The 23,639-nt window shown below is 74.3% G+C and carries 15 protein-coding genes; 9 read left to right on the top strand and 6 right to left on the bottom strand.

Annotated elements, in window-relative coordinates; all coding sequences use genetic code 11:
- Positions 1–137 precede the first annotated feature (137 nt).
- A complete protein-coding gene (locus ACIOGZ_RS25795; protein ID WP_400810193.1) occupies positions 138–2,942 on the bottom strand; it encodes a hypothetical protein in 2,805 nt (934 codons plus the stop codon).
- On the bottom strand, positions 2,939–6,286 hold the full coding sequence (locus ACIOGZ_RS25790; protein ID WP_400987493.1) for an ABC transporter permease: 3,348 nt from the start codon (positions 6,284–6,286) through the stop codon (positions 2,939–2,941). Before ACIOGZ_RS25790 ends, ACIOGZ_RS25795 begins: the two co-directional genes overlap by 4 nt.
- A gap of 394 nt (positions 6,287–6,680) precedes the next feature.
- Between ACIOGZ_RS25790 and ACIOGZ_RS25785 the strand changes: the two genes are divergently transcribed.
- A complete protein-coding gene (locus tag ACIOGZ_RS25785; RefSeq protein WP_363585575.1) occupies positions 6,681–7,406 on the top strand; it encodes an ABC transporter ATP-binding protein in 726 nt (241 codons plus the stop codon).
- Positions 7,407–7,499: 93 nt separating this feature from the next.
- On the opposite strand, the gene ACIOGZ_RS25780 is transcribed toward ACIOGZ_RS25785, so the two are convergent.
- From ACIOGZ_RS25780 to ACIOGZ_RS25765, 4 genes are all read right to left on the bottom strand, one after another.
- Positions 7,500–7,775: a hypothetical protein gene (locus ACIOGZ_RS25780; RefSeq protein WP_400987491.1), complete on the bottom strand. Its 276-nt coding sequence runs from the start codon at positions 7,773–7,775 to the stop codon at positions 7,500–7,502.
- 57 nt (positions 7,776–7,832) lie between these two features.
- Entirely contained in the window at positions 7,833–9,455 is a 1,623-nt protein-coding gene (locus ACIOGZ_RS25775; protein WP_400987489.1) for an FAD-dependent oxidoreductase, read from the bottom strand.
- Between the two features lie 500 nt (positions 9,456–9,955).
- Entirely contained in the window at positions 9,956–11,575 is a 1,620-nt protein-coding gene (locus tag ACIOGZ_RS25770) for an alpha/beta hydrolase (RefSeq protein WP_363585578.1), read from the bottom strand.
- Positions 11,576–11,877: 302 nt separating this feature from the next.
- Positions 11,878–12,117 carry a hypothetical protein gene (locus ACIOGZ_RS25765; protein ID WP_400987562.1) on the bottom strand — a complete coding sequence of 80 codons (240 nt, stop codon included), beginning with the start codon at positions 12,115–12,117 and terminating at the stop codon, positions 11,878–11,880.
- A 142-nt stretch (positions 12,118–12,259) separates the two neighbouring features.
- Between ACIOGZ_RS25765 and ACIOGZ_RS25760 the strand changes: the two genes are divergently transcribed.
- The 8 genes from ACIOGZ_RS25760 (at position 12,260) to ACIOGZ_RS25725 (ending at position 23,615) form a co-directional block, all read left to right on the top strand.
- Complete coding sequence (locus ACIOGZ_RS25760) at positions 12,260–12,781, top strand: MarR family winged helix-turn-helix transcriptional regulator (RefSeq protein ID WP_400987487.1); 522 nt, start codon at positions 12,260–12,262, stop codon at positions 12,779–12,781.
- 124 nt (positions 12,782–12,905) lie between these two features.
- Entirely contained in the window at positions 12,906–13,388 is a 483-nt protein-coding gene (locus tag ACIOGZ_RS25755; RefSeq protein ID WP_400987485.1) for a hypothetical protein, read from the top strand.
- Positions 13,385–14,251 carry an NmrA family NAD(P)-binding protein gene (locus tag ACIOGZ_RS25750; protein WP_400987483.1) on the top strand — a complete coding sequence of 289 codons (867 nt, stop codon included), beginning with the start codon at positions 13,385–13,387 and terminating at the stop codon, positions 14,249–14,251. Before ACIOGZ_RS25755 ends, ACIOGZ_RS25750 begins: the two co-directional genes overlap by 4 nt.
- A 437-nt stretch (positions 14,252–14,688) precedes the next feature.
- Entirely contained in the window at positions 14,689–18,645 is a 3,957-nt protein-coding gene (locus ACIOGZ_RS25745; RefSeq protein ID WP_400987481.1) for a Pls/PosA family non-ribosomal peptide synthetase, read from the top strand.
- Complete coding sequence (locus ACIOGZ_RS25740; protein WP_363629693.1) at positions 18,627–20,006, top strand: M1 family metallopeptidase; 1,380 nt, start codon at positions 18,627–18,629, stop codon at positions 20,004–20,006. Before ACIOGZ_RS25745 ends, ACIOGZ_RS25740 begins: the two co-directional genes overlap by 19 nt.
- A gap of 233 nt (positions 20,007–20,239) precedes the next feature.
- Positions 20,240–21,619, top strand: a complete 1,380-nt coding sequence (locus ACIOGZ_RS25735) for a serine hydrolase domain-containing protein (RefSeq protein WP_363629691.1) — start codon at positions 20,240–20,242, stop codon at positions 21,617–21,619.
- Between the two features lie 350 nt (positions 21,620–21,969).
- Entirely contained in the window at positions 21,970–22,806 is an 837-nt protein-coding gene (locus ACIOGZ_RS25730) for a GNAT family N-acyltransferase (protein ID WP_363585584.1), read from the top strand.
- Positions 22,803–23,615, top strand: a complete 813-nt coding sequence (locus tag ACIOGZ_RS25725) for a lysophospholipid acyltransferase family protein (RefSeq protein ID WP_363629690.1) — start codon at positions 22,803–22,805, stop codon at positions 23,613–23,615. The genes ACIOGZ_RS25730 and ACIOGZ_RS25725 overlap by 4 nt, the downstream gene beginning before the upstream one ends.
- The last annotated feature ends 24 nt before the right edge of the window (positions 23,616–23,639 follow it).

Raw genomic sequence — 23,639 nt, 5'->3', positions numbered from 1 at the left:
GTCTCCTGTCTTGACTGTCCTAGAGGTCCTGGCGGTCCTGAAGGTCCTGACGGTCCTGAAAATCTCGACGACCTTGACGGTCCCCACGGTCCCGGCGGCCGGCGCCGGTGTCACGGCCCGTACCGCTCCTCCCGCCCTCACCGCTGGTCCCCCGCCCGCAGTTCGGTGGCGATCTGGCGCCGGCCGGAGACGGCCGTCTCCAGGACCACCCCGAGGCAGACCACCAGCGCCAGGCCCGCCGTGGGCAGCAGCACCGGCAGCAGGACGGGGGTCAGCACGTCGCCGACGTTGGCGCCGACCAGCGCCGACAGGTCGAAGGCCGACCCGAGCAGTCCGACCGCCGCCAGCGCGACCAGCCCGCCGCCGACGGCCGCCACCAGGGCCTGCGGCAGCGTCTCGGTGATGATCAGCGCCAGCCCCTGCCGGGGCCGCAGGCCCATGGTGCGCAGTCGGGCCAGCAGGGCCGTGCGCTCGGGGGCGGCCCGGACCAGTGTCAGCAGGACGGCCAGCAGGGCGAACCCGGCGCCGGCGGCACCCGAGTACCAGAACAGGCGTTCCGCGGAGCGCTGCAGCGGGTCGGCGGCGAGCGTGGCGGCCACCTCGTGGCTGCTGCGGACCGTGTACCCGGGGGGCAGCCCGTAGCTGCCCTTGCCGGCGGCCACGGCCTCGTCCCGGATCAGCTTGGCGAGGCCCGTGGCGGTGGTCAGGCCCCGGTCCAGGAGCAGGTTCCTGACCTGGCCGGCGTCGACGTTGCCGGCGGAGAGCCACTTGTTCGTCCGCTTGAGCTCCGGAAGGCGCTCGGAGGCGGGCCCGACAGGCACCACCATGAACGGCTTGCCGGGGTCCGGCAGGGCGGGGGTGCCGGTGACGATCCCGGCGACGGTGGTGCGCAGTTGGCCCCCGTTGGGCGTGCGCAGCCGGGGCGGGCCGCCGGCCAGTTGCTTGGACAGGCCGCTGCTGAACAGTGCCGGCACCGGGGTGTCCGGGCCGCCGGGGGTGCCGGCGAGCACCGCCGGGTCGAACTCGCCCACCCCGAAGGTCCGGGCGATCTCGGCGTAGGCCTTCGGCTCGGCCACCACGAGGATGGCCGAGGTGGAGTCGCCGTCGGCGCCGGTGAAGAAGGCCCCGGGCTCGACCCACACGCCGGTCGCGGCCCGTACGCCGGGCAGTTCGGCGGCGGCCGTGGTGAACGCCTCCGGCAGGGTCGCGTAGACCGGCAGGGTGACGGAGACGTCACCGCCGGTGGCAATCCGGCCGGCGCGCAGCCGGACGCTGTCCACGGTGTCGAGCACGGTGGCGCCGAAGCCGGTCGTGGTGACGGCGATCACCAGGGCGAGCAGCGGCAGCGCGGAGGGCCGGCGGCGGCCCGAGCTGTCGCGGGCGGCGCGGGCCAGGCCGAGGAAGCCGATCAGGCCGCGGCCACGCCCGGCGAGGGCGGCCAGCCAGCCGACCACCAGCGGCTGGATCCGGGCCAGCAGCAGGCCGCCGGTGAGGGCGAGCATCAGCGGGGCGGCCACCAGCAGCGGGTCCAGGCCGTTGCCGGGGGCGACGCCGCGGCGGCGGACCTCGGCCACGGCCGCGGCGGTGACGGCCAGGACGGCGAGTTCGCCGACGAGTCGGCGCCAGCCGGCCACGGCCTTCGGCGGGGACAGCAGTACGGCGGCGCGCGCCGGGAAGGCCAGCACGGCGATCAGGGTGACCGCCAGGGCGGTGAGCAGGGCGTTGCCCCACCGGGGGGTGGGCAGCAGCACCAGGGCGAGGGCCGTTCCGAGCAGGGCGGAGGGCAGCACGGTCGCCGCGCCCTCGCCGAGCAGGCGCAGCAGGATGCCGCCGCGCGAGCCGCCGCGGGCCTGGAGCAGCCGGAGTTCGGCGGTGCGCCGGTCGGCGGTGAGGGCCGCCGCGAGACACAGCACCACGACGGCCACCCCCGCCACTCCGGCCGGTCCGATCGCGGCCAGCGGGGCCGCGGCGTCGTAGCGGGCGGTGGCCCGGGTGAAGACGTCGGGCAGGAGCGAGGTGACGTGCAGGTCCGGGCGCTTGGTCACGTCGGCGAGGGTGGTGGCGCCGCGCCCGACCAGGTAGGAGCCGACGGTGGCGCGGGTCTCGGCCAGCTGGTCGGCGCGCAGGGCGCCGGAGTCGACGGGCAGCCGCCAGAAGTTCACGCCGCCGTTGCCCCAGAGGATCAGCTGGTGCAGGCCGCTGTCGCCGACGAAACCGGTGGTCGCCCAGTGGAGCTCCGTGCCCTGGCCCTCCAGGCAGGCGCGGGCGGGACAGCCGATGTCGTCCCAGGTCGGGTCGGTGGGGTTGTTGACGCGGTAGAAGCCGACCACGGTGGACCGGGTCCGGCCGGTCAGGTCGCTGCCGTTGTCGACGACGTCACCGAGCTTGACGCCGATGGTCTCGGCGGCCTTCTGGCTGACGATCATCGGCAGGGGTGCGCCCTCGGCCGCGGGGCCCGGCCAGACGCCGTCGGTGAGGGTCACGAGCTCCTTGAGCCCGTGCAGGTACAGCAGGCCGAGCACCGGCGGATGGTCGGAGAGACGGGCGTAGCCCTCGTTGAACATCTTGCGCGGGGACTTGGCCCGGCTGCCGTAGAGCTGGCTGGTCTCGGTGAGCGGCAGGTTCCGGCCGATCTCCGCGGTCAGCTTCTGCTGCACGTCGTCGAGAGCGGAGGTCGGGTCGCTCAGGTTCGGCTCGGAGGTGGCTTGCAGGCTGGTCGCGTTGACGCCCTTCTGGTGCACGAAGTCCCGCAGGGCGCTGTCCGCGCCCCGGTCGACGACGCGGGGGAAGGCCGCCGCCATGAACACGGTGACGAAGGCGAGCGCCGCCATGAGCAGGGTGGCCAGCGGCGTCGCGCGCAGCCGGGTGCGGACCCAGGGCGCGGGGCCGTGGGCGGGCGCGGGCGAAGGGGTGGGCACGGTGGTCCCGGCCTTGGTGGTCACATCTCCTCCACGTGGCGCAGCCGGGCGGCCACGTCTCGACGGCGGCGTCCGATCAGGAAGGCCGACAACAGGGGAACGACGGCGATCGCGGCCGTGAGCAGTAGCGCCTGGCCGAGCGGCAGCTCGATCAGCGCCCCGGGCGTCGGGCGGCGGGCGGCCGGCGTCAGCACGACGAACGGCACGATCAGGTGGACGAGCAGCGTGCCGAGGGCCAGTCCGACGGCCCCGCCGAGGGCGACCAGGAGGGCCTGTTCGGCGGCCATGGTGCGGGTCACCTGCTTGCGGCGGGCGCCCAGCGCGAGCAGCAGGGCGGAGTCCCGGGAGCGTTCGCGGGCGGAGGCGGCCACGGCGGCGCCGAAGCCGATCGCGGCGAGCACCCCGGTGACGACCGCGATGACCATGAGCGCGCTCTGCGGAGCGGCGCCGACCGGGTCGCTGAGCAGGTCCTCGACGACCTCCTCGTAAAGCTGGACGTCCTGGGCGCCGGGGGCGGCGCGCAGTGCGGCGGCGGCCTCGGCGGGGGTCCGGTCGCCGGGGCCGGTGGCGGGCAGCCACCACTCGGCGCGGTTGGGCAGTTCGCCGCCCTGTGCGGCCAGCAGCCGGGCCGTGGTGGAGAGGTCGACCATGAGCGCGTTGAGGCCGGCCGCCGGCAGGGCGTCGACCACGGCGGTGATCTTGACCGGCAGGACGATCCCGGAGAACGGCACCTGGACGGTGTCGCCGACGGAGCCGCCGACGACCTTCAGGTAGTCGCGGGTGGCGATGCCGGACACGGTGGCCGGCACGCTCGTCCCGGTCGGCTGGAGGACGGCGCGGACCATGTCCCCGAGGCCGTTGGCGAAGCGGTAGCGGATGGTGAACAAGCGGTCGGCGCCGGTCGGTTCGGATCCGAGGACGGCGGCCGGCCCGGGCACCACGTCGCCGATGGCCCGGACGGGGGGCGCCGTCGCCGTCCAGCCGAAGCCGGCCGGCACCTGGACGGCGGTCGCGGGGCCGTCGGCGCTGTCGGAGACGGACAGCCGGTGGACGGTCAGCTCCCCGTTGGACCGGTCGCCGAAGGCGACGATCACGCCGACCACGGTCAACGGCGCGGCGGCCGAGCCGAGCGGGGCGTCGACCAGCGTGGTCAGCGAGGCCGAGACCTTGGCGTCGCCGGTCAGCGGGAGCGTGCCCAGCGAGACCTTGTGGATCATGCCGAAGCGGTCGCGCAGCAGCAACCTGGCCTCCGGGTGAAGCGACGGACCAGTCCTGCCGCCGGGCGTCCCGGCCTGCTGCTCCGGCTGCTGGACGGTGACCTCCGCGTCGATCCGCAGCGGGTGGCCGGGCAGTTCCAGGCCGGCCTGTGGCCCGGTGGGGGCGGGCTGGGCGAGCGACCCGAACAGGTCCTCGCGGGTGCGCCCGCCGAGCAGGTCGGAGCGGACCGGGACGCGCTCGGCGAAGGCGGCGGTGTCCACGGCGACCAGTTGCCCCTTGCCGTTGGGCAGGGACTGCTCCTCGCGCACCAACGGGACCAGCCGGTCGCCGCCGGGCAGCGCGCCGTAGCGGCCGCCCTGGCCCATCAGGGCGTTGTGCGAGGCGGAGATCCGCAGGCCGCCGAGCGTGTTGAAGGCGGCCTGGTCGCGCTGGGAGGCGGTCCAGGTGGCGTGCTGGCCGAGCGCCAGCACGCCGGTGGCCACGGCCATCACCAGCAGCAGCACGGGGCCGGTGGCACGGGCGGGCCGACGGGCCAGCTGCCAGCCGACCAGGGCCGGGCCGAGGCCACGGCCGCGGGCGGCCACCCGGGCACCGAGCCTGGCGGCGAGCGGCAGCAGGCGCAGCACCACCAGGGTGCCGGCGCAGAGCGCCAGGGTCGGGGTGGCGACCAGCAGCAGGTCCACGCCGAGCCGGCCGGAGGAGTCGGTGGACAGCCCGCCGCCGTACTGGCTGAGCTGCTGGTAGGCGAGCACGGCCAGGGCGAGCACGGCGAGGTCGCCGCCGTTGCGCGCGATGCCGGAGACCAGGGCCTGGCGGCGGCCGGAGCGGCTGCGCAGGGCGGCTCCGGCGCCGCGCAGGAGGCTGGGCAGGCTGGCCAGCAGGACGCAGGCGAAGGCGCAGAGCACGGCGATCGGCCAGAGCGACCAGCTGATGCCGGTGTCCAGGGGCACCTGGTGGTCGCTCCCGAAGCCGGCCAGGGCGCGGACCAGGAACGGAGTCAGCAGGGGGGCCAGCAGCGCGGCGGGCAGGGCGAGCAGCAGCGACTCCGTCGCGGTGAAGGCGCCGAGCCGGGCGCCGGAGGCGCCGCGGGCGGCGAGCAGCTCGTTCTCGGCCGTCTGCCGGGTCGCGATCAGGTTGACGACCAGCAGCAGCGCCGCGACGGCGAGCACGGCCAGCTGGAGGGCGCCGATCAGCAGGGTGGTCCGGGCGACCATCATGCTGGAGGACAACTCGCGCAGGATGTCTGGCAGTTCGGTCCGCGAGCTGATGCTGGCGCGGGTCTGCAGGTCGTCGGCGAGGCCCTGGGCGCGGTCGCCCATGGCCTCCGCCGCGGAGCGACCGATGCCCGCGAAGTCGGCGTCGAGCAGCCAGCTGCGGCTGCTCTGCACCAACCCACCGGTGGTGAAGGCGCTCTGGTCGACCAGCATCGGGCCGTAGGTGGTGAAGCCGCTGACCTCGACCTCGTGGCCGCCGACCGGGTCGATGCGCCAGTACGCGTCGGTCGGGTCGACGGCCCGGTAGACGCCGGTGACGCGGACGGTCAGCGACTTGCCGCCGAGGCGGTCCGCCACCTGAACATCGGCGGGCAGTGCCTGGTCGGTGAGGCCGAGCCGCGCCAGCATGGTCTGCGGGACGGCGACCTGCGGGGCGGCGGCCTGGACCGGGCCGGAGGCCGCGGCGGGCCACGCGCCGGCGAGCAGGCGGGTCCGGTCGCGGTCGAGGTCGGCGAGGACCGTCAGGTCGGGCTGGGTCCCGGGTCCGGGGACCGCGGACCCGGGGGCGCCGCTGGTGCTGGTGGCGCCGTTGGTACCAGTGGTGCCGGTGGTGCCGGCACCGTCCGGCAGGCCGTAGGAGCGGCTGCGCAGCAGGCTGTCGGTGCGCACGGGCAGGTCCCCGAAGAGCCTGCCGCGGTAGGCGGTGAGCTCCGCCTCGTCCTTCGCACGCTGGTCGAGCCCGTGTTCGGCGGTCACCACGACCGTGGTCCGAGCATGTCCTGGCCCCTGGAGCGCCTGCCGCAGACCGGCCTCGCCGACACTGCGGTTGAACGCCACCAGCGCGGTCAGCACGGCCGTGGTGATCAGTACAGCGAGCAGCACGGCGGCAGCCAGCGGCAGTCGCCCGCGCAGTCGGCGCACGACGAAGCCGAGCATCAAGTTCCTCCCCGGTCTTTACGTCCCCAGGTCGCGTCCCAGCCCCGTTCATCGATCCGATTCGGTCACAACTCGGCCACGAATGGACACACTTAGGGCACATCAACGCAATGATCACCGGCATTTGATCACCGGATAGCGGACGACTCTGTCAGATTCGATCCAGGAACGGAAGGGACTTGCGCTAACAAGTAAGTAATGAGCAAATTCCTTGCATTGGCAGCACCCGCACTTCGGGCGCCCGCCAGAATGCCATGAACATTTCATAACTCAGGCTCCACAGCACGCCTTTGGGAACGCCGACCCGCACCCCGGAAATCGCCGCCCGAAACCGTGAACCCGTGGCGCCACCCGTCCGTAGACACTGGGTAGACACACACAGGGGGAAGCCTCAATGACGCAGCCTCAGGCCACCGCCACCACCAACGCCCCGATGGTGGCCGTGACCGACCTCCGGCGCAGCTTCGGCACCGGCGAGCGGACCGTGCACGCGCTGCGCGGCGTCTCCTTCACCGTCGGCCGCGGCGAACTCGCCGCGCTCAAGGGCCGGTCCGGCTCCGGCAAGACCACCCTGCTCAACCTGGTCGGCGGCCTGGACGCCCCGACCGCCGGCAGCATCGCCCTGGACGGCACCGACCTCGCCGAACTGGACGAGGACGGCCGGCTCGCCCTGCGGCGGGAGCGGATCGGCTTCGTCTTCCAGTCCTTCGGGCTGATCCCGATGCTCACCGCCGCCGAGAACGTCGGCGTGCCGATGCGGCTGCGCAAGGTCTCGGCCGCCGAACGCGAGGAGCGCGCGCACACCCTGCTGGCCCTCGTCGGCCTCGCCGACCAGGCCAACCAGCGGCCCGGCGAACTCTCCGGCGGCCAGCAGCAGCGCGTCGCCATCGCCCGCGCGCTGGCCAACGAGCCCGGCCTGATCATCGCCGACGAGCCGACCGGCCAGCTGGACTCGGAGACCGGCCGCTCGATCATGCAGCTGCTGCGCGCCGTCGTCCGCAGCGAGGGCGTCACCGTGGTGGTCGCCACCCACGACCCGACGCTGATGGAACTCGCCGACCGGGTGATCGAGCTGCGTGACGGGCGGATCGTCGAGGAGGCGGCGAAGCCGGCCGCGTAGGGGTGGCCCGGGGTGCGCCGGCCTGTCCGGACAGGCGGGCCGGGGCACCCCGGCGGCGCAACCGATGGAACCGGACGCGCTCCGCGAGCCCGTTCAGGGTGCCTTGAGCACCGCCTCGCAGGCTCGGCACCGCCGGGTGCGCTGGGACGGCGGGTACCACGGCCCGCCGGGCCCGGCCGGGCGGTAGGGCTCCCGTTCGAGGTCCGCCGTGTCGAGGCCGCAGAAGGTCACCGGCCCCGGATCCTCCGGCACGTCCGGATCCGGCGGCGCCGCGTGCACCCAGCGAATCCGCGCGCCCACGTCGACCTCGCCCGCGTCCAGCACCTCGGTGGACGGCTCCAGCTCGACCAGCACGACCACTCCGCTCATACCTCGACCCTGCGCCCCTACGGCGGCTCGCGCATCCGGTGGCGGGCCCCCTCCCGGTCAGGCCCCGGGGAGGGTGATCGACTGAGCGTGGTGGAACACCTCCGCGCCGTCCCAGTATGCCTTGGTGCGCTGCAGCCGCGGGTAGTTCCCCTTGTAGTAGAGCCGCTGGTAGGCCGGGTCCGGCTGGTCGGCCGTGCCCAGGTCGACGTCCGGGTAGTTGACGTAGGCGCCGTCCGTCGCGGTGTCGATCTCCGGGACACCGCCGGTCTCCCGGTAGACGTCCCGGTAGAGCCCGCCGAGGTACGCCAGGTGGTCGGCGTCCTGGGCCTCGTCGGTCCAGTACGTCTGGTACTGGAGCTTCATGATCGAGTCGCGCTGGGGGACGGCGGTCTCCTCGGGCCCGCGGGTGTTGATCCGGCAGCCGTAGGAGTCGATCTGCACCAGCGTCTTCGTGAGGTCCACGCCCTCGACGTCCCGCACCAGCCAGTCCCAGAAGGTGGCGATCTGGGCCCGGCTGAACGGCTCGCGGTGGTAGGCCGACTTGTACTTGCCGCGCTGGTTGTCGCCCGACGGGTTGAGCGTCATGGTGGCCTGGAACCAGGGCAGTTGGCGACGCTTCTCCGGGTAGGGCAGGAACAGCCCGCCGGCGCTGTGGGTCTGGACCACCGACCGCGTCGCCATCCCGCGCTCGACGGCCGCCAGGAACGCGTCGAGCGGCCCCGGGTCGTCACCGTCCCACTGGCTCACCAGGACTACGTTCCCGTTGGAGCGGTGGGTGAGCTTGAGGATCGCGAACAGGCCCTGGTAGGTCGGCTCCCGCGGGCCGCTGTGCTCGGCCATGAAGGCGCCGAAGTTGCGCACCAGGGTCTCGAAGTCGCCGGGCCGCTCCACCAGTTCGCCCCAGGGCCAGGCGACGCTGCTGAGCCAGACCCGGGGCGGCGGCTTCGGCACGCCGACCGCGAAGTGGTAGCGCAGCACCACCCCGAAGTTCCCGCCGCCGCCCCCGGTGTGGGCCCAGAAGAGGTCCGCCTCCGGGGAGCCCTCGCCGTCGTCGCGGTGCGCCCTGGTCACCACGGCGGTGCCGCCCCGCACGGTGACCACGTCGACCTGGACCAGGTGGTCCACGGTGAGCCCGTGCCGCCGCGAGAGCAGGCCGAACCCGCCGCCGCAGATGTGCCCGCCCGCGCCGACCGAGTAGCAGGACCCGGCCGGCAGCGTCACCGCGTACGCGCGGAAGAGCGTGGTGTAGACGTCCCAGTTGGTGGCCCCGCCCTCCACGCAGTACGTCGGACGGCCGAACTTGTCCGTGGCGGCGACGACACCCCGCATCATGCTGAGGTCGAGGATGACGCCCCCGTCGTTGTCGACGAAGCCCTCGTAGCAGTGGCCGCCGCCGCGGACGGTCGGCCGCATCCCGTGGTCCAGCGCCCGGTTCAACTCGCCCACGGCGTCGGCCTCGTCGGCCACCAGGCGGATGTGGGCGGGGCTGCTGCGCCAGCGCTGGTTGAAGCCCTGGCCGAGCGTCCGGTAGCGGGGATCGCCCGGCCGGACCGACCGCCCATCCGGCGGCTCCCGACGCGCCCCGGCCGCGGCCGCCGTGCCCGTCGAGCCGCCGGACACCCCGGCCGCCGCCGCACCGGCGGTGCCCAGGAATCCCCGTCGGGAGAATGCGCCCTCCATGGCCCGACCTCACTTTCTCGGCGATGAGAGAAGCTGGCGGCGGCACGCTAACACAGGTATTCGAGGGTGGGAATCCTTTAACGAACTAGTGTGACAGTACGTCATTTTGGACGAATCAGCGCAGGTCCCAGGCCGCTGCGGGCCCGGCGGCCGATTGAACTATCAGTGTCAGTGGTATCGGCTACGGTCCCCGACATCCGAGAAGAATCCGAGAAGAACTCGTTTCCGAGGAGGGCCGGATGGCGATCCACCGCCGCATTCACGCCGCATACCCGGTTCGCGCCGTCATCCGCTTTCGCACGGCCGTCCGCGTTCACGCCGTCCTCCGGGGGCTCGGCCGGAAAACGCGGATGTGGTGGCCGGCGCCGCCGACCACCACATCCGTTCACACGTACCTCAGGCCTCCGGGGGCCGCGCGGCCAGTCCTGCCGGGCGGGCCTTGCGGGCCGCGCGGGCCGGCACCGGCCGACCGCTCGGCCCCGTCAGGCCGCTCAGCCCCGTCAGGCCGCCGGGAAGATCGCCGCGTCCGGCTTCAGCAGTTGGCCCGGCTTCGGCGCGGTGCCGTCGACCAGGTAGCGGGTGACCAGCGCGTTCAGCGCCTGGCTGCGGCCGACGGCACAGTGCTCGATCGAGTCCACGCTGACCAGCACGGCGTTGCCCAGCTGCTGCTGCATCCGCTGGGCGAACTTGTACTGGGTGGCCGGGTCGTAGAGGTTGCCGATCACCATGACGGTGTTCGAGGTCTTCTTGTTCCACGGGCCGCTGAAGCGCTCGGCGTCCCGGGCCGGGGCCGGCCAGCTCGCGCAGGCGGGCGCGTCGAAGGCCTGGTAGCGGCCGAAGGTCGGCGACTCCTTCTCCCAGGCCTTGGCGACGTTCGGGAAGACCCGGTCGTTCGACGGGTACGGCTTGTCCTGGCAGTTGACGCCCATGTAGGAGTCGTCGGCGGTGTACTCGGAGTCGGCCGGGGCCTCGCGCAGCGCCCGCGGGGCGTTCACCGCGAGGATGTTGGCGTCGTCGTCCGAGACGGTCGCCTTCGGCGCCATCAGCGTGTTCGCGGCCGGCTTCTGGACCAGCTGGTACGTCGCCTGCAGCGACTTGGCCAGCGGCGCCAGCTTGGCCTGCGAGTACAGCGCGCTGGCCACCTCGCTGGTGAAGGTGCTCAGCGTCACCTGGGAGCCGTTCGGCAGGGTGACCGGGCTGGTCCGCAGGTGGTCGCGGAGCTGGTCGAACTTGGCCCGGGTGTCGCCCTCGCCGAAGGCGCAGCGCGGGGCGCCGGCGGCCTGGCAGCGCTTCAGGAACTCGTCCAGGGCCAGCTCGAAGCCGCCCGCCCGCTGACGGTCGTACTCCAGGCCGTCGTGCAGGCGCAGGTTCGGGTCGACGTTGCCGTCGACGATGATCGTGCGCACCTTGTTCGGGTACATCCCGGCGTAGGTCGCGCCGATCAGGGTGCCGTAGGAGAACCCGGCGAAGTTGAGCTGGGAGTCGCCGACGGCGCGGCGCATCCGGTCGAGGTCGCGGACCACGTTGATGGTCGACATGTGCTCGATCAGAGGGCCGGCGTTCTTGCTGCACGCGTCGGTGTAGTCCTGGTCCGCGTCCAGCGTCTCGTTGATCTCGGCCTTGGTGACCGGCACGCCGACCATGCGGCCGTTGACCGCGTCGGCGTCCTCCTGGGTCTTGAAGCACTTGAGCGGGTTGCTCCGGGCCACGCCACGGGGGTCGAAACCGACCAGGTCGAAGCGCGACTGCACCTCGGTACCGAACCGGGTGGTGGTCGCCCACAGGTAGCCGCTACCACCCGGGCCGCCCGGGTTGAGGAACAGCGAGCCGATCCGCTTGGACGGGTCGCTCGCCCGCCGGCGCATCATGGCGATGCCGATCTTCTCACCCGACGGGTTGTCATAGTCCAGCGGAACCGGGTACACGGCACAGTCGTAGATACCTGGGTCCGGCTTGCTCGGGTCGGGGTTACACGGGGTCCAGTTGACAGCGGCGACCTTCGCCTCGGCCGCCGCACCCGGCGCCAGGTCTATCGGCGCTGCCGATGCCGCGACAGCACTACCGGTGACGAGGGCGAGGGCGCAGGTGACCGCTCCGGCCAGCGTGGATATACGGGACAAGGAACCTCCTCAGTACTGAAAGGGCGGCCCCAGCCTGTCAGTCTGAGATCTCCATGTGAAGACCTGGAAGCAGCGTAAATGTTTCGATGCCGTCCACTTTGCGACCGGATTATTCTGTGAATGAACCAACTTGACGGTTGATTGACCTGATTGCTCGTCACCACCGAGCCACCACCCCGGCCACCGCCGCATCCGGGCCGCCGGAGCGCCGCCCTACGGCACTTCGTGCGGCGAGGCCGCCACACCCCGCCGGGGGCGCCTTTTCAAACTGCCTCCAAGCGACGGGAGTTCGAAGAAACGCCCTACCGTCCGGCCGTCCCGCGCAGCGCAGCCGCCACCAGCCCCTGGACCTCGTCCACGCGGACTTCCCCGCCGCCCACCAGCCGGTCGAAGACCAGTCCGTCGACCCAGGCCAGCAGGGTGGCGGTCCGCCCGTCGGGGTCGGGCACGCCCTGGTCGGCCAGGAAGGTGCGGACGGCGGCGCGCGCCGCGCCGCGTAGGACGTGTCCCGCCGTTCCCGCCGGGCGCGCGACGCCGGGAATGACGAGACTCGCCCTGGGCGCACCGCCCGGCCACCCTCGGCCCCGGAGGGGCCGGCGTCACCGCGGCCCGCACCGTCCGGGAACCCGGTCGGTGCGGGCCGTCGACTTGACCGGGAAACTGATGAGGCGCCATATTACTTTCATGACACAACGCCCCGACGCCGACAGCGGCGCCCCCACTCTCGACCAGGCGCGCCGCCAGATCGCCCGCTACGGCCTCACGGCCGACCCGCAGGCGATCCTGGTCGCGGCCCGGCTGATGGCGGCGGGCGCCCGGATCGGCCAGGCCGGGGAGGTGCACTTCGCCCGGTTCGGGCTCTCCACCGGCCGCTACCGACTGCTGGCCGACCTGGAGGACCACGGCGGCGAGAAGTCGCCCTCCCAGCTCGCGGCCGACCTCGGCGTCTCGCGGGCGACCGTGACCGGCCTGGTGGACGGCCTGGAGCGGGAGGGCCTGGTGGTCCGCCGTCCGTCCGCCGAGGACGGCCGCGCCAACGTGGTGGTCCTCACCGCACGCGGCGCGCAGCGGCTGCGCGATCTGGCGCCCGAGCACTTCGCCCGGATGCAGGCACTGGTCGGCGGGCTCTCGGTCGAGGAGCGCGCCACCTTCCTCGACCTCCTGGCCAGGGTGGTCGAGGGTGCCGACGCGCTGACCGCGGACTGACCCGGTCGAGAACGGCGGGCCGCGCAAGGCGGCCCGCCGGCTTCACGACCCAATAGTTAGGCACCTAAGCACTAATAGTTAGCCACCTAATCACTTCACCCCAACACCTCCGCAGGAGAAGCCCATGAGCAAGAAAGCACCCGGCGCACCGCCCCCCTTCACCCTGTGGCGGGAGGTCCTCGTCGCCTACGCGATGCCCGCCGTGATGGCCGGCATCGGCGGGGCCGTCACGCACCAGCCGCAGCTGATGATCGCCGCGGCCACCACGATCGGCGGCACCTCGGCCGTCGTCGCCACCCTGGTCGGCTCCGCCCTGCGACGCCGACCCAACCGCTCCCCGGGCGGCCGGGCACCGCGCGCCCTGCTGGCCCCCGCACTCGGCCTGGCCGCCGCAGCCGTCGCACTCGCCATCGGCCTCGCGGCCGCGCACTGGCTGCCGCAGATCCACGGGCTCGCCACCAGCCCCTGGCCCGGCCGCCTTCCGATCGACCTGCCGGTCTCGTCGGCGATCGCGGCCACCGTGATCACCTGGCGCTGGCGCGGCAGCCGCCGGACCCGATCCCCGCAGCACCGACTCTCCACCCGACCGGAAGGACAGACCTCATGATCGTCGTCATGGGCGCCGGAGGCGCCACCGGCGGTGCCACCCTGCGCAGCCTCGCCGCCCTCGGTGCACCGAGCCGCGCACTCAGCCGCGACCCCGCCCGCCTCGCGGCCGGCCTCGACGACCGGACCCTCGCACTGACCGAGACGCTCCCGGCCGACGCCGCCGACCCGAACTCCCTGCGCGAAGCCTTCCGTGGCGCGCACCAGCTCTTCCTCACCATGGCCAACGGCCCGCACCAGGTCCAGCACGAGCTGGCCGCGATCGACGCTGCGGTCGAGAGCGGCGTGGAGCACATCGTCAAGATCTCCGCACCCGCAGCCGAACCGGACTCCCCCGTGGCCGTCTCGCGCGGCCACCACCTGGTCGAGGAGCGCCTGCGCGCGTCCGGCGTCACCGCGACGGTGCTGCGGCCGTACGCGTTCATGCAGAAGCTGCTGCTGCTGGCCCCCGGCATCGCCGCCGCCGGGGTGGTGCACGGTGCCATGGGCCAGGCCCGCTGCAACTACGTCGACGCCCGGGACATCGGCGACGCCGCGGCCGAGGTGCTCACCCGCCCGGAGCTCGCCGGCGGAACGTATCCGCTCACCGGCGGCCGGGCGTACAGCTACCCGGAGCTCACCGGGCTGCTCGGCGAGCTGCTCGGCCGCCCGGTCCGCTACCTCGACCTGCCCCCGGCCGGGCTGCACACCCACTTGGTCGAGCGGGCCGGGATGCCGCCCTGGCTGGCCTCCCACGTGGTGGAGATCCAGCAGCTCGCGACGGTCCGCCGGGAGGCACCCGACGGCACCCTCGCCCACCTCACCGGGCGCGCCCCGCGCACCCTGGAGGCGTTCCTCCAGGAGTACCTGCACCGCTTCCGCTGACCGCCCTGACACCATTCGGGCGCCATTCGGGTCTCTCTCTGGCGCCTCTCGGACACCGCTCCGACGCCTTGGCGGGCCCGGCGGCCGGGCCGGAACCGGGCCGGCCGCCGGGCCCGCCACCCGAAGGGAGCAGCATTCGCTGTGGCGTGGATCACGATCGAGAATTAGGCCTGACGATCCGTCAATTCGACTGACATCCAGTCACATGACTGCCAGGCCCACCCAGTTGTTGACTGACACAACGTCAGCTCAGGCCATTTCCGGCCTAGTTGAGCCAAGTGTCGGGCCGTACGGCGCCTCGCACCCGGGGCTACCATCAGTCGGGTTGTCCGCTCCGGCCCCGGAGTGGGGTCACCCGGTCAGGCGAGTGCTCCCACCGCCCCGAAGGGCCGGGCATCAGTCGGAACGGGGCGAGGACGAGGAGCGTACGGGCTGCCATGACAGCTGAACCGAGCACGGAGCAGTCCGCCACGCCGCCCCACGCCACACCACCCCGAGCCACACCACCCCACGCCACGCCGCCACAGGCCCCACCGCCGCAGGCCCTCTTCCCGGGCCGTCCGGCCGCCGCACCGCGCACCCTGGTCGACGTCCTGGACGCCACCGTCCGCGCCCACCCCGACGAACCGGCCCTGGACGACGGGCGCACCGTGCTCGGCTACCGCGCCCTGGCCGCCGAGGTCGAGCAGCTGCGCCGCCGGCTGGCCGCCGCCGGGATCGGCCCGGACGACCGGGTGGGCGTGCGGGTCCCCTCGGGCACCAACGACCTGTACGTCTCGATCCTCGCCGTGCTCGCCGCCGGCGCCGCCTACGTGCCGGTCGACGCAGAGGACCCGGACGAGCGCGCCCAGCTGGTCTTCGGGGAGGCCGGCGTCGCCGCGGTGCTCGGCGCCGACCGCGCGCTGACCGTCCACCGCGAACGCCCGGTCCCCGACCCCGGCGAGGCGGCCGCGGAACCCCGCCCCCGCCCGACGCCGGCCGACGACGCCTGGATCATCTTCACCTCCGGCTCCACCGGCCGCCCCAAGGGCGTGGCCGTCACCCACCGCAACGCCGCCGCCTTCGTCGACGCCGAGGCGGCGCTCTTCCTCCAGGACGAGCCGATCGGCCCCGGCGACCGGGTGATGGCCGGCCTGTCGGTGGCCTTCGACGCCTCCTGCGAGGAGATGTGGCTGGCCTGGCGCCACGGCGCCTGCCTGGTGCCCGTCCCCCGCTCCCAGGTACGCAGCGGCGCCGACCTCGGCCCCTGGCTGGCGGAGCAGGAGATCACCGTGGTCTCCACCGTCCCGACGCTGGCCGCGCTCTGGCCGGCCGAGGCGCTCAACGAGGTGCGGCTGCTGATCTTCGGCGGCGAGGCCTGCCCGCCGGAGCTGGTGCAGCGGCTGGTCACCGAGGGCCGCGAGGTCTGGAACACCTACGGCCCCACCGAGGCCACCGTGGTCGCCTGCGCCGCGCTGCTGACCGGCGACGGCCCGGTCCGGATCGGCCTGCCGCTGGACGGCTGGGACCTCGCCGTGGTCGACGAGGCCGGCGAGCCGGTCGCGGCCGGCGGTACCGGCCAGCTGGTGATCGGCGGGGTCGGTCTGGCCCGCTACCTCGACCCGGAGAAGGACGCCGAGAAGTACGCGCCGCTGGCCTCGCTCGGCTGGGAGCGGGCGTACCGCAGCGGCGACCTGGTCCAGGCCGACCCGGCCGGCCTGCTGTTCCTCGGCCGCACCGACGAGCAGATCAAGCTCGGCGGCCGCCGGATCGAACTCGGCGAGGTCGACGCGGCGCTCCAGGCCCTGCCCGGCGTGGCGGGCGCGGCCGCCGCCGTCCGCACCGCGCGCGGCGGCAACCAGCTGCTGGTCGGCTACCTGGTCGTCCAGGACGGCTTCGACCGCGAGCAGGCCGTCGAGAAGCTGCGCGCCGAGTTGCCGGCCGCCCTGGTGCCGCTGCTCGCGCCGGTCGACACCCTGCCCACCCGCACCTCCGGCAAGGTCGACCGGGCCGCCCTGCCCTGGCCGCTGCCCGAGCTGGAGAACGCCGGGCCGAGCGAGCAGCTGTACGGCACCGAGGCCTGGCTGGCCGAGCAGTGGACCGAGATCCTCGGTGTGACGGTGAGCGGCCCGCGCGACGACTTCTTCGGCATCGGCGGCGGCAGCCTGGCCGCCGCCCGGCTCACCACGCTGCTGCGCACCCGCTACCCGAACGCCGCCGTGCTGGACGTCTACCAGCACCCGACGCTGCGCAAGCTCGCCCGGCACCTGGAGCGCACCGCCGCCCAGAGCGGCCAGGCCCGCACCATCGCCCTGGTGCCGACCCGGGCCAAGCTGCTCCAGCTGCTCCTGCTGATCCCGCTGTTCACCGTGGTCGGCCTGCGCTGGACGGTCGCCCTGCTGGCGGCCGGCAACCTGCTCTCCCACCTGGGCGACTACCCGTGGGCGCCCACCGCCTCCTGGTGGGCGGTCGGCGCGGGCGCCCTGGCGCTGTACACCCCGGCGGGCCGGCTGGCGATCGCGGCCGGCGGCGCCCGGCTGCTGCTGCGCGGCCTGCGCCCGGGCAGCCATCCACGCGGCGGCGCCGTCCACCTGCGGCTCTGGACCGCCGAGCGGCTCTCCGAGCTCAGCGGCGCCACCGCGCTGTCCGGCGCCTGGCTGGTCCGCTACGCCCGGGCGCTGGGTGCCAAGGTCGGGCCCGAGGTCGACCTGCACTCGCTGCCGCCGGTCACCGGGATGCTGAAGCTGGGCCGGGGCTGCGCCGTCGAGGCCGAGGTGGACCTGTGCGGCTACTGGCTGGACGGCGACCGGCTGGAGGTCGGCCAGGTCAAGGTCGGCTCCGGCGCCGTGGTCGGCACCCGCTCGACCCTGCTGCCCGGCGCCCGGGTCGGCAAGCGCGCCCAGGTACTGCCCGGCTCCAGCGTCACCGGGCACGTGCCGACCGGCCAGCGCTGGGGCGGCGCGCCCGCCGTCAAGCTGGGCCGCGTCGAGCGGGCGTGGCCCAAGGAGCGCCCGCCGCACCGGGTCTTCTGGGCCGCGCTCTACGGTGCCAGCGGCACGGCGCTCGGCCTGCTCCCGGTGGCGCCCGCGCTGGCCGCGCTCGCGGTCCTCGCCGGTTTCGTCCACCAGGGCGACGGCCTCGGCGCGGCGCTCGGCGGCGCGCTGCTCGGCCTGCTGCCCGCCACCCTGGCGTACGGCGCGGTGTACGCGGCGCAGCTGGTGGCCGCCGTCCGGTTGCTGAGCCGCGGTCTGCTCCCCGGGGTGCACCCGCTGCACGGCCGGGTCGGCTGGCAGGCGTGGACCGTCACCCAGCTGATGGACCGGGCCCGGGAGGTGCTCTTCCCGCTGTACGCGGGGCTGGTCACGCCGCTGTGGCTGCGGGCGCTCGGGATGAGGGTCGGCCGGGGCGCGGAGGTGTCCACAGTGCTGGCGCTGCCCAGCCTGACCACCGTCGGCGACGGCGCGTTCCTGGCCGACGACACCCTGATCGCGCCGTACGAGCTGGGCGGTGGCTGGGTGCGGCTCGGCGAGGCGAAGGTCGGCGAGCGGGCGTTCCTCGGGAACTCGGGAATGACCGCGCCGGGGCGGGCGGTGCCCAAGCGGGGCCTGGTGGGCGTGCTGTCGGCGACGCCGGAGAAGGCCAAGAAGGGCGGCTCGTACCTGGGCATGCCGCCGATGCGGCTGCCGCGCGCGGCGGACGAGGCCGACCAGAGCCTGACCTACGAGCCGCCAGCCCGGCTGCTCTGGGCGCGCGGACTGGTCGAGCTGGCCCGGCTGCTGCCGGTGCTCGCCTCGGGGGCGCTCGGCGTGCTGACCGTCGCGGTGCTGTCCCGGCTGTCCGTCTCCTGGTCGGCGGGCGTGGCCGCGCTGCTCTCGGGCCTGGTGCTGCTGGGCGCCGGCGCGGTGGCCTGCCTGGTCGCGGTGGCGGCGAAGTGGCTGCTGGTCGGCCGGTTCCGGGCGGTGGAGCACCCGCTGTGGAGCAGCTTCGTGTGGCGCAACGAGCTCGCGGACACCTTCGTCGAGGTGCTGGCGGTGCCGTGGCTGGTCGGCGCGGTGCCGGGCACGCCGGTGCTGAACCTCTGGCTGCGGGCGCTCGGCGCGCGGATCGGCCGCGGCGTCTGGTGCGAGAGCTACTGGCTGCCGGAGGCGGACCTGGTCACCCTCGGGGACGGCGTCACCGTCAACCGGGGCTGCGTGGTGCAGACGCACCTCTTCCACGACCGGATCATGCGGATGGATACTGTGGTCCTCCGCGAGGGCGCCACCCTGGGCCCGGGCGGCATCGTGCTGCCCGGCAGCACGGTGGGCGCGCGCAGCACGCTGGGCCCGGCCTCGCTGGTGATGCGCGCCGAGTCCGTCCCCGCCGACACGCGGTGGCTGGGCAACCCCATCGAGGCGTGGCAGCCCACGTCATGACCACCCGTCCCGGCCCGCAGGAAGTGCCCGCCCCCGTGAAGCCCAAGCACGTCCCGGCGACCGCCGGCGCCCCCGACCCGTACTTCCCGGCCAACGGCGACCACCGCTACCGGGTCCACCGCTACGAGCTCGTGCTGGACTACCGGCCCGGGCCGAACCGGCTGGCGGCCTCGGCCCGGCTGAGCGCCGTGGCGGACGCGGCGCTGGCCGAGTTCGCGCTGGACCTGGCCGAGTTCCGGATCGGGCGGGTGCTGGTCGACGGCAAGGCCGCCCGTTACACCCACCGCGCCGGCAAGCTGCGGATCCGTCCGGCCAGGGCACTGGCGGCGGGGGCGGCGTTCACCGTCGAGGTGCACTACACCGGCAACCCCCGTCCGGTGCGCAGCCCGTGGGGCGGCCTGGGCTGGGAGGAGCTGACCGACGGCTCGCTGGTCGCCAGCCAGCCGATCGGCGCGCCGTCATGGTTCCCGTGCAACGACCGGCCCGCCGACAAGGCGACGTACCAGATCGCGGTCACCACGCCGTCCCCGTTCACCGTGCTGGCGAGCGGCCGGCTGCTGACCCGCACCACCCGGGCGTCCAGCACCACCTGGGTGTACGAGCAGAGCGCGCCGACCTCGCCGTACCTGGTGACGGTGTCGATCGGCCACTACCGGCCGGTGCCGCTGGCGGCCCGCCCGGCCGTGCCGCAGACCGGCTACGTGCCGGAGCGGCTGGTCCCCGCGTTCACCCGGGACTTCGGGCGGCAGCCGGAGATGATGGCGTACTTCGGCGAGGTGTTCGGGCCGTACCCGTTCGGCGAGTACGCGGTGGTCGTCGCGGACGAGGAACTGGACGTCCCCGTGGAGGCGCAGGGCGTCGCCACCTTCGGGACGAACCACCTCGGCGGCGGCTGGGAGCGCGAGCGGCTGATCGCCCACGAGCTGGCGCACCAGTGGTTCGGCAACAGCGTGACGATCGCCGACTGGCGGCACATCTGGCTGAACGAGGGCTTCGCCAAGTACGCCGAGTGGCTGTGGTCCGAGCACGCCGGCGGCCCGGCCGCGGCCACCCACGCCGCCGCCGCGCACGGCCTGCTGGCCGGGCTCCCGCAGGACCTCAGGCTCGCCGACCCGGGCCGCAGGCTGATGTTCGACGACCGGCTGTACCAGCGCGGCGGCCTCGCCGTGCACGCGCTGCGGCGGGCGCTGGGCGAGGACGCCTTCTTCGCGATGCTGCGGGACTGGACGAGCATCCACCGGCACGGCGTCGTCGGCACCGCCGACCTGCTCGCGCACGCCTCCCGGTACGCGGCCGCCCCGCTGGCCCCGGTCTTCGAGGCCTGGCTGCAGCGGCCCGAACTCCCGCCGCTGCCGGGCTGACCGGCCCGGCGGCGACATCGCGAGGCGTTCACGGGGCGATCGCGGGGCGTTTGCGGAGATAACGGGTGGATCCTTCGGAGCGGCCTGGCTAGGTTGGGTTCGTCTGCTGCCCGTCCGTGTTGGCCGGCGGCCCTCGCCTGCGGACCTCGCCGACGGTCTCGTCGGCGGATCTCGTGGCAGACCACGCCGACGGGCCTCCCCGCCGGACCACGCCGAAGGATTCAGAGGATCAGATGACCGATCAGTCCGACGAACTGCTGCCGACCACCCGCCGCGCCCTGCTGCACCGGATCGCCGTCGCCCAGGCCGAAGGCCGCACGCCCTCCCTGGCCGCCGGAGTGGTCCGGGACGGCCGACTGGTCTGGAGCGGCGCCCGCAGCATGATCGACGGACACGCGCCGACCCCCGACGTCCAGTACCGGATCGGCTCGCTCACCAAGACCTTCGTCGCCGTGCTCGTGCTGCGGCTGCGCGACGAGGGCCTGCTCGACCTCGCCGACCCGCTCGCCCGACACCTGCCCGGCACCCCGGCCGACGGCGCGACCGTCGCGCAACTGCTCGCCCACACCGCCGGACTCGCCGCCGAGACACCCGGGCCCTGGTGGGAACGGACCGACGGCTCCCTGCGGCCCGGACTGGACGACCTGCTGGAGCCCGGCACCGCGATCAAGCACCCGGCCGGGCGCCTCCACCACTACTCCAACCCCGGCTACGCGCTGCTCGGCGCGCTGGTCGAGCGGCTGCGCGGCGAGCCCTGGGGCGAGGTGCTGCGGCGCGAGGTGCTGGCACCGCTCGGCATGGACCGCACCACCCTGCTGCCCGAGCACCCGCACGCCGGAGGCTTCGCCGTCCACCCGTGGGCCGACGTCATGCTGCCGGAGCCGCTCACCGACACCGGGCTGATGGGCCCGGCCGGCCAACTCTGGTCCACCGTCGCCGACCTGGCCCGCTGGGCGGCCTTCCTCTCCGCCGGGGACGACAAGGTGCTGGCCGCCGACTCGCTCGCCGAGATGCGCCGGCCCGCCACCGGCCCCGACGACACGGCCTGGACCTCCGGATACGGCCTCGGCCTGCAACTGCGCCGCCACGAAGGCCGGGTGCTGTACGGCCACACCGGCTCGATGCCCGGCTTCACCGCCGCACTGTGGGTCAGCGATGAGGACGGCCTGGCCGCGATCGCCCTGTCCAACGCCACCACCGGCGCCGGCACCACCCTGGTGGCCGCCCAGTTGATCACGCTGACCGCCGAGCACGAGCCCCGGCTGCCCGAACCCTGGCGTCCGCTGCCCGAGGTCGACGAGGAGCTGCTGGCCCTCACCGGCCCCTGGTACTGGGGCACTTCGGCGCAGGCCCTGCGGCTGCGGGCCGACCGCGGCCTCGAACTGACCTCGCTCGTCGGCGGAGCCCGCAGCTCCCGCTTCCGCGCCGAGCCGGACGGCACCTGGACGGGGCTGGACAACTACTACACGGGCGAGACCCTGCGGGTGGTCCGGGCCGCCGACGGCACCGTCAGCCACCTGGACCTCGGCTCCTTCGTCCTCACCCGCGAACCCTACGGCCCCGCGCCCGTCATCCCGGGCGACGTCGACCCGCAGGGCTGGCAGGCCCTCTAGGCCCCGCCGGGGCGCGCGCTTCTCGGAGCACGCCGGTCGCGCGCAACACCACACCCGTCCACGGGAGTTCCGGGGGAATCCCGGGGGAGGGTGGCAGGCCCGGGCGCACAGGCGCCCGGGCTGTCCACCCCCGGCGGGCGAGCGCCCGGTGCCCGGCAGATGACCGGGAGGCGACGGGTGGTCCCATTCAGCAGTTGCACATCTGCGCTCCGCCGCGCCGCAACATGGATGCCAACCGGCTCGGAGAGATATACGGGGACCGGTTCGCGTGCAGGCCCAACGCCTGCGGGCCGGGCCGGTGCCCTGGCGATCCAGGGCGCCGCCGATCGTGCTGCCCTGGAGGGTCCGCCATGACCACCGTCCCCACGTACGCTCCGACCGCAGTAGCCCCCACCCAGGACGCCCCCGCCGTCCCCGCCCCCCGCCGGCCGCAGGCCCCGGCCGCCTACACCGTCTCCCTCGCCCGCGACGCCGACGACGTGCGCGCCGCCCAGCGGCTGCGCCACCAGGTGTTCGCCGCCGAGCTCGGTGCCGTCCTGCACAGCCCGGTCGCCGGCCTCGACGTCGACCCCTTCGACGAGTTCTGCGACCACCTCCTGGTCCGCGAGGGCGAGCACGGCGCCGTCGTCGGCACCTACCGGCTGCTGCGCCCCGAGGCCGCCCGGCGGGCCGGACGGCTCTACTCCGACGGCGAGTTCGAGCTCTCCGCCCTGGCCCCGGTCCGCCCGGGCCTGGTGGAACTCGGCCGCTCCTGCATCCACCCCGACCACCGGGGCAACGGCGCCGTCATCAACCTGATGTGGGGCGGCATCGCCCGCTACCTCGCCGACACCGGCAACACCTGGGTCGGCGGCTGCTGCTCGATCCCGCTGGACGACGGCGGCGCCACCGCGGCCCGGGTCTGGGACACCGTCAGCGCCAAGTACCTGGCGCCCGAGCAGTACCGGGTCACCCCGCGCCGCCGCTGGGACGCCACCGGCGTGCCGCGCGCCGAGCGCGGCGCGCTGCCCGCCCTGCTCCGCGGCTACCTGCGGCTCGGCGCCTGGGTCTGCGGCGAGCCCGCGTACGACCCGGACTTCGACTGCGTCGACCTGTACGTGCTGCTGTCGCTGGAGCGCACCGACCCGCGCTACCTGCGGCACTTCCTGTCCGGACTGCCCGCCCGGCCCCTCGGCGCCTCATCATGAGCGTCTGGCTGCCGACGGCCCCCTGCCGGCCCGAGACCTGCCTGGCCGAGACGGCGCCCGCCGTCTCGCACCCCCGGCGGGCGCTGCGGCTGGCGGCCTGCCTGGCGGTGGTGCTGGCGGGCGTGTTGCTCAGCCTGCCGCTGCGCCTCCTCCCGCACGGCACCCGGGAGCGGCTGATCCGGCTCTGGGCGCGCGTCCTGTTGCACACCCTCGGCGTCACCGTCCACCTCGGGACGCCGGGCGGCGCGCTCGGCGGCGGGACGCTCGTGGTGGCCAACCACGTGTCCTGGCTGGACATCCCGCTGATCGCGGCGGGCCGCCCGGGCCGCTCACTGGCCAAGACCGAGGTCCGCCGGTGGCCGGTGCTCGGGCCGCTGATCGCCTGGGGCGGCACCGTGTTCCTGGACCGCGACCGGCTCCGCGCGCTGCCCGACACCGTGGCGACGGTGGCCGAGGTGCTGCGCGCCGGCCAGCCGGTGATCGTCTTCCCGGAGGGGTCCACCTGGTGCGGACGGGAGAGCGGCCGCTTCCGGCCCGCGCTGTTCCAGGCGGCGGTGGAGGCGGGCGCCTTCGTCCAGCCGGTGACGATCCGCTACCGGCTGGCGGACGGACGGCCGACCAGCGTGCCCGCCTTCATCGGCGACGACGGACTGCTCACCTCGCTCGCCCGGGTGGTCGCGGTGCGCGGACTGGTCGCCGACGTGACGTTCCTGCCACCGATTCCGCCGCCCGCGCCGCAGGCCACCCGGGCGGGGGCGCGCCGGGAACTGGCCCGCACGGCGCAGGCGGCGGTCGAGGGCATCCGCTGACGCGGCGTCGGCACGCGGATCGGT

Origin of the sequence: Kitasatospora sp. NPDC088160, assembly GCF_044741445.1 — a bacterium.
Lineage (GTDB): Bacteria > Actinomycetota > Actinomycetes > Streptomycetales > Streptomycetaceae > Kitasatospora.
Note: the sequence above shows the minus strand (reverse complement) of the source record. Positions and strands in the feature narration are given on the sequence as shown.

Excerpts from the sequence above, each read along its gene's own strand:
- ACIOGZ_RS25790 (WP_400987493.1), bottom strand. The coding sequence starts at position 6,286 with ATGCTCGGCTTCGTCGTGCGCCGACTGCGCGGGCGACTGCCGCTGGCT.
- ACIOGZ_RS25785 (WP_363585575.1), top strand. The coding sequence starts at position 6,681 with ATGACGCAGCCTCAGGCCACCGCCACCACCAACGCCCCGATGGTGGCC.
- ACIOGZ_RS25780 (WP_400987491.1), bottom strand. The coding sequence starts at position 7,775 with ATGAGCGGAGTGGTCGTGCTGGTCGAGCTGGAGCCGTCCACCGAGGTG.
- ACIOGZ_RS25775 (WP_400987489.1), bottom strand. The coding sequence starts at position 9,455 with ATGGAGGGCGCATTCTCCCGACGGGGATTCCTGGGCACCGCCGGTGCG.
- ACIOGZ_RS25760 (WP_400987487.1), top strand. The coding sequence starts at position 12,260 with ATGACACAACGCCCCGACGCCGACAGCGGCGCCCCCACTCTCGACCAG.
- ACIOGZ_RS25755 (WP_400987485.1), top strand. The coding sequence starts at position 12,906 with ATGAGCAAGAAAGCACCCGGCGCACCGCCCCCCTTCACCCTGTGGCGG.
- ACIOGZ_RS25750 (WP_400987483.1), top strand. The coding sequence starts at position 13,385 with ATGATCGTCGTCATGGGCGCCGGAGGCGCCACCGGCGGTGCCACCCTG.
- ACIOGZ_RS25745 (WP_400987481.1), top strand. The coding sequence starts at position 14,689 with ATGACAGCTGAACCGAGCACGGAGCAGTCCGCCACGCCGCCCCACGCC.
- ACIOGZ_RS25735 (WP_363629691.1), top strand. The coding sequence starts at position 20,240 with ATGACCGATCAGTCCGACGAACTGCTGCCGACCACCCGCCGCGCCCTG.
- ACIOGZ_RS25730 (WP_363585584.1), top strand. The coding sequence starts at position 21,970 with ATGACCACCGTCCCCACGTACGCTCCGACCGCAGTAGCCCCCACCCAG.
- ACIOGZ_RS25725 (WP_363629690.1), top strand. The coding sequence starts at position 22,803 with ATGAGCGTCTGGCTGCCGACGGCCCCCTGCCGGCCCGAGACCTGCCTG.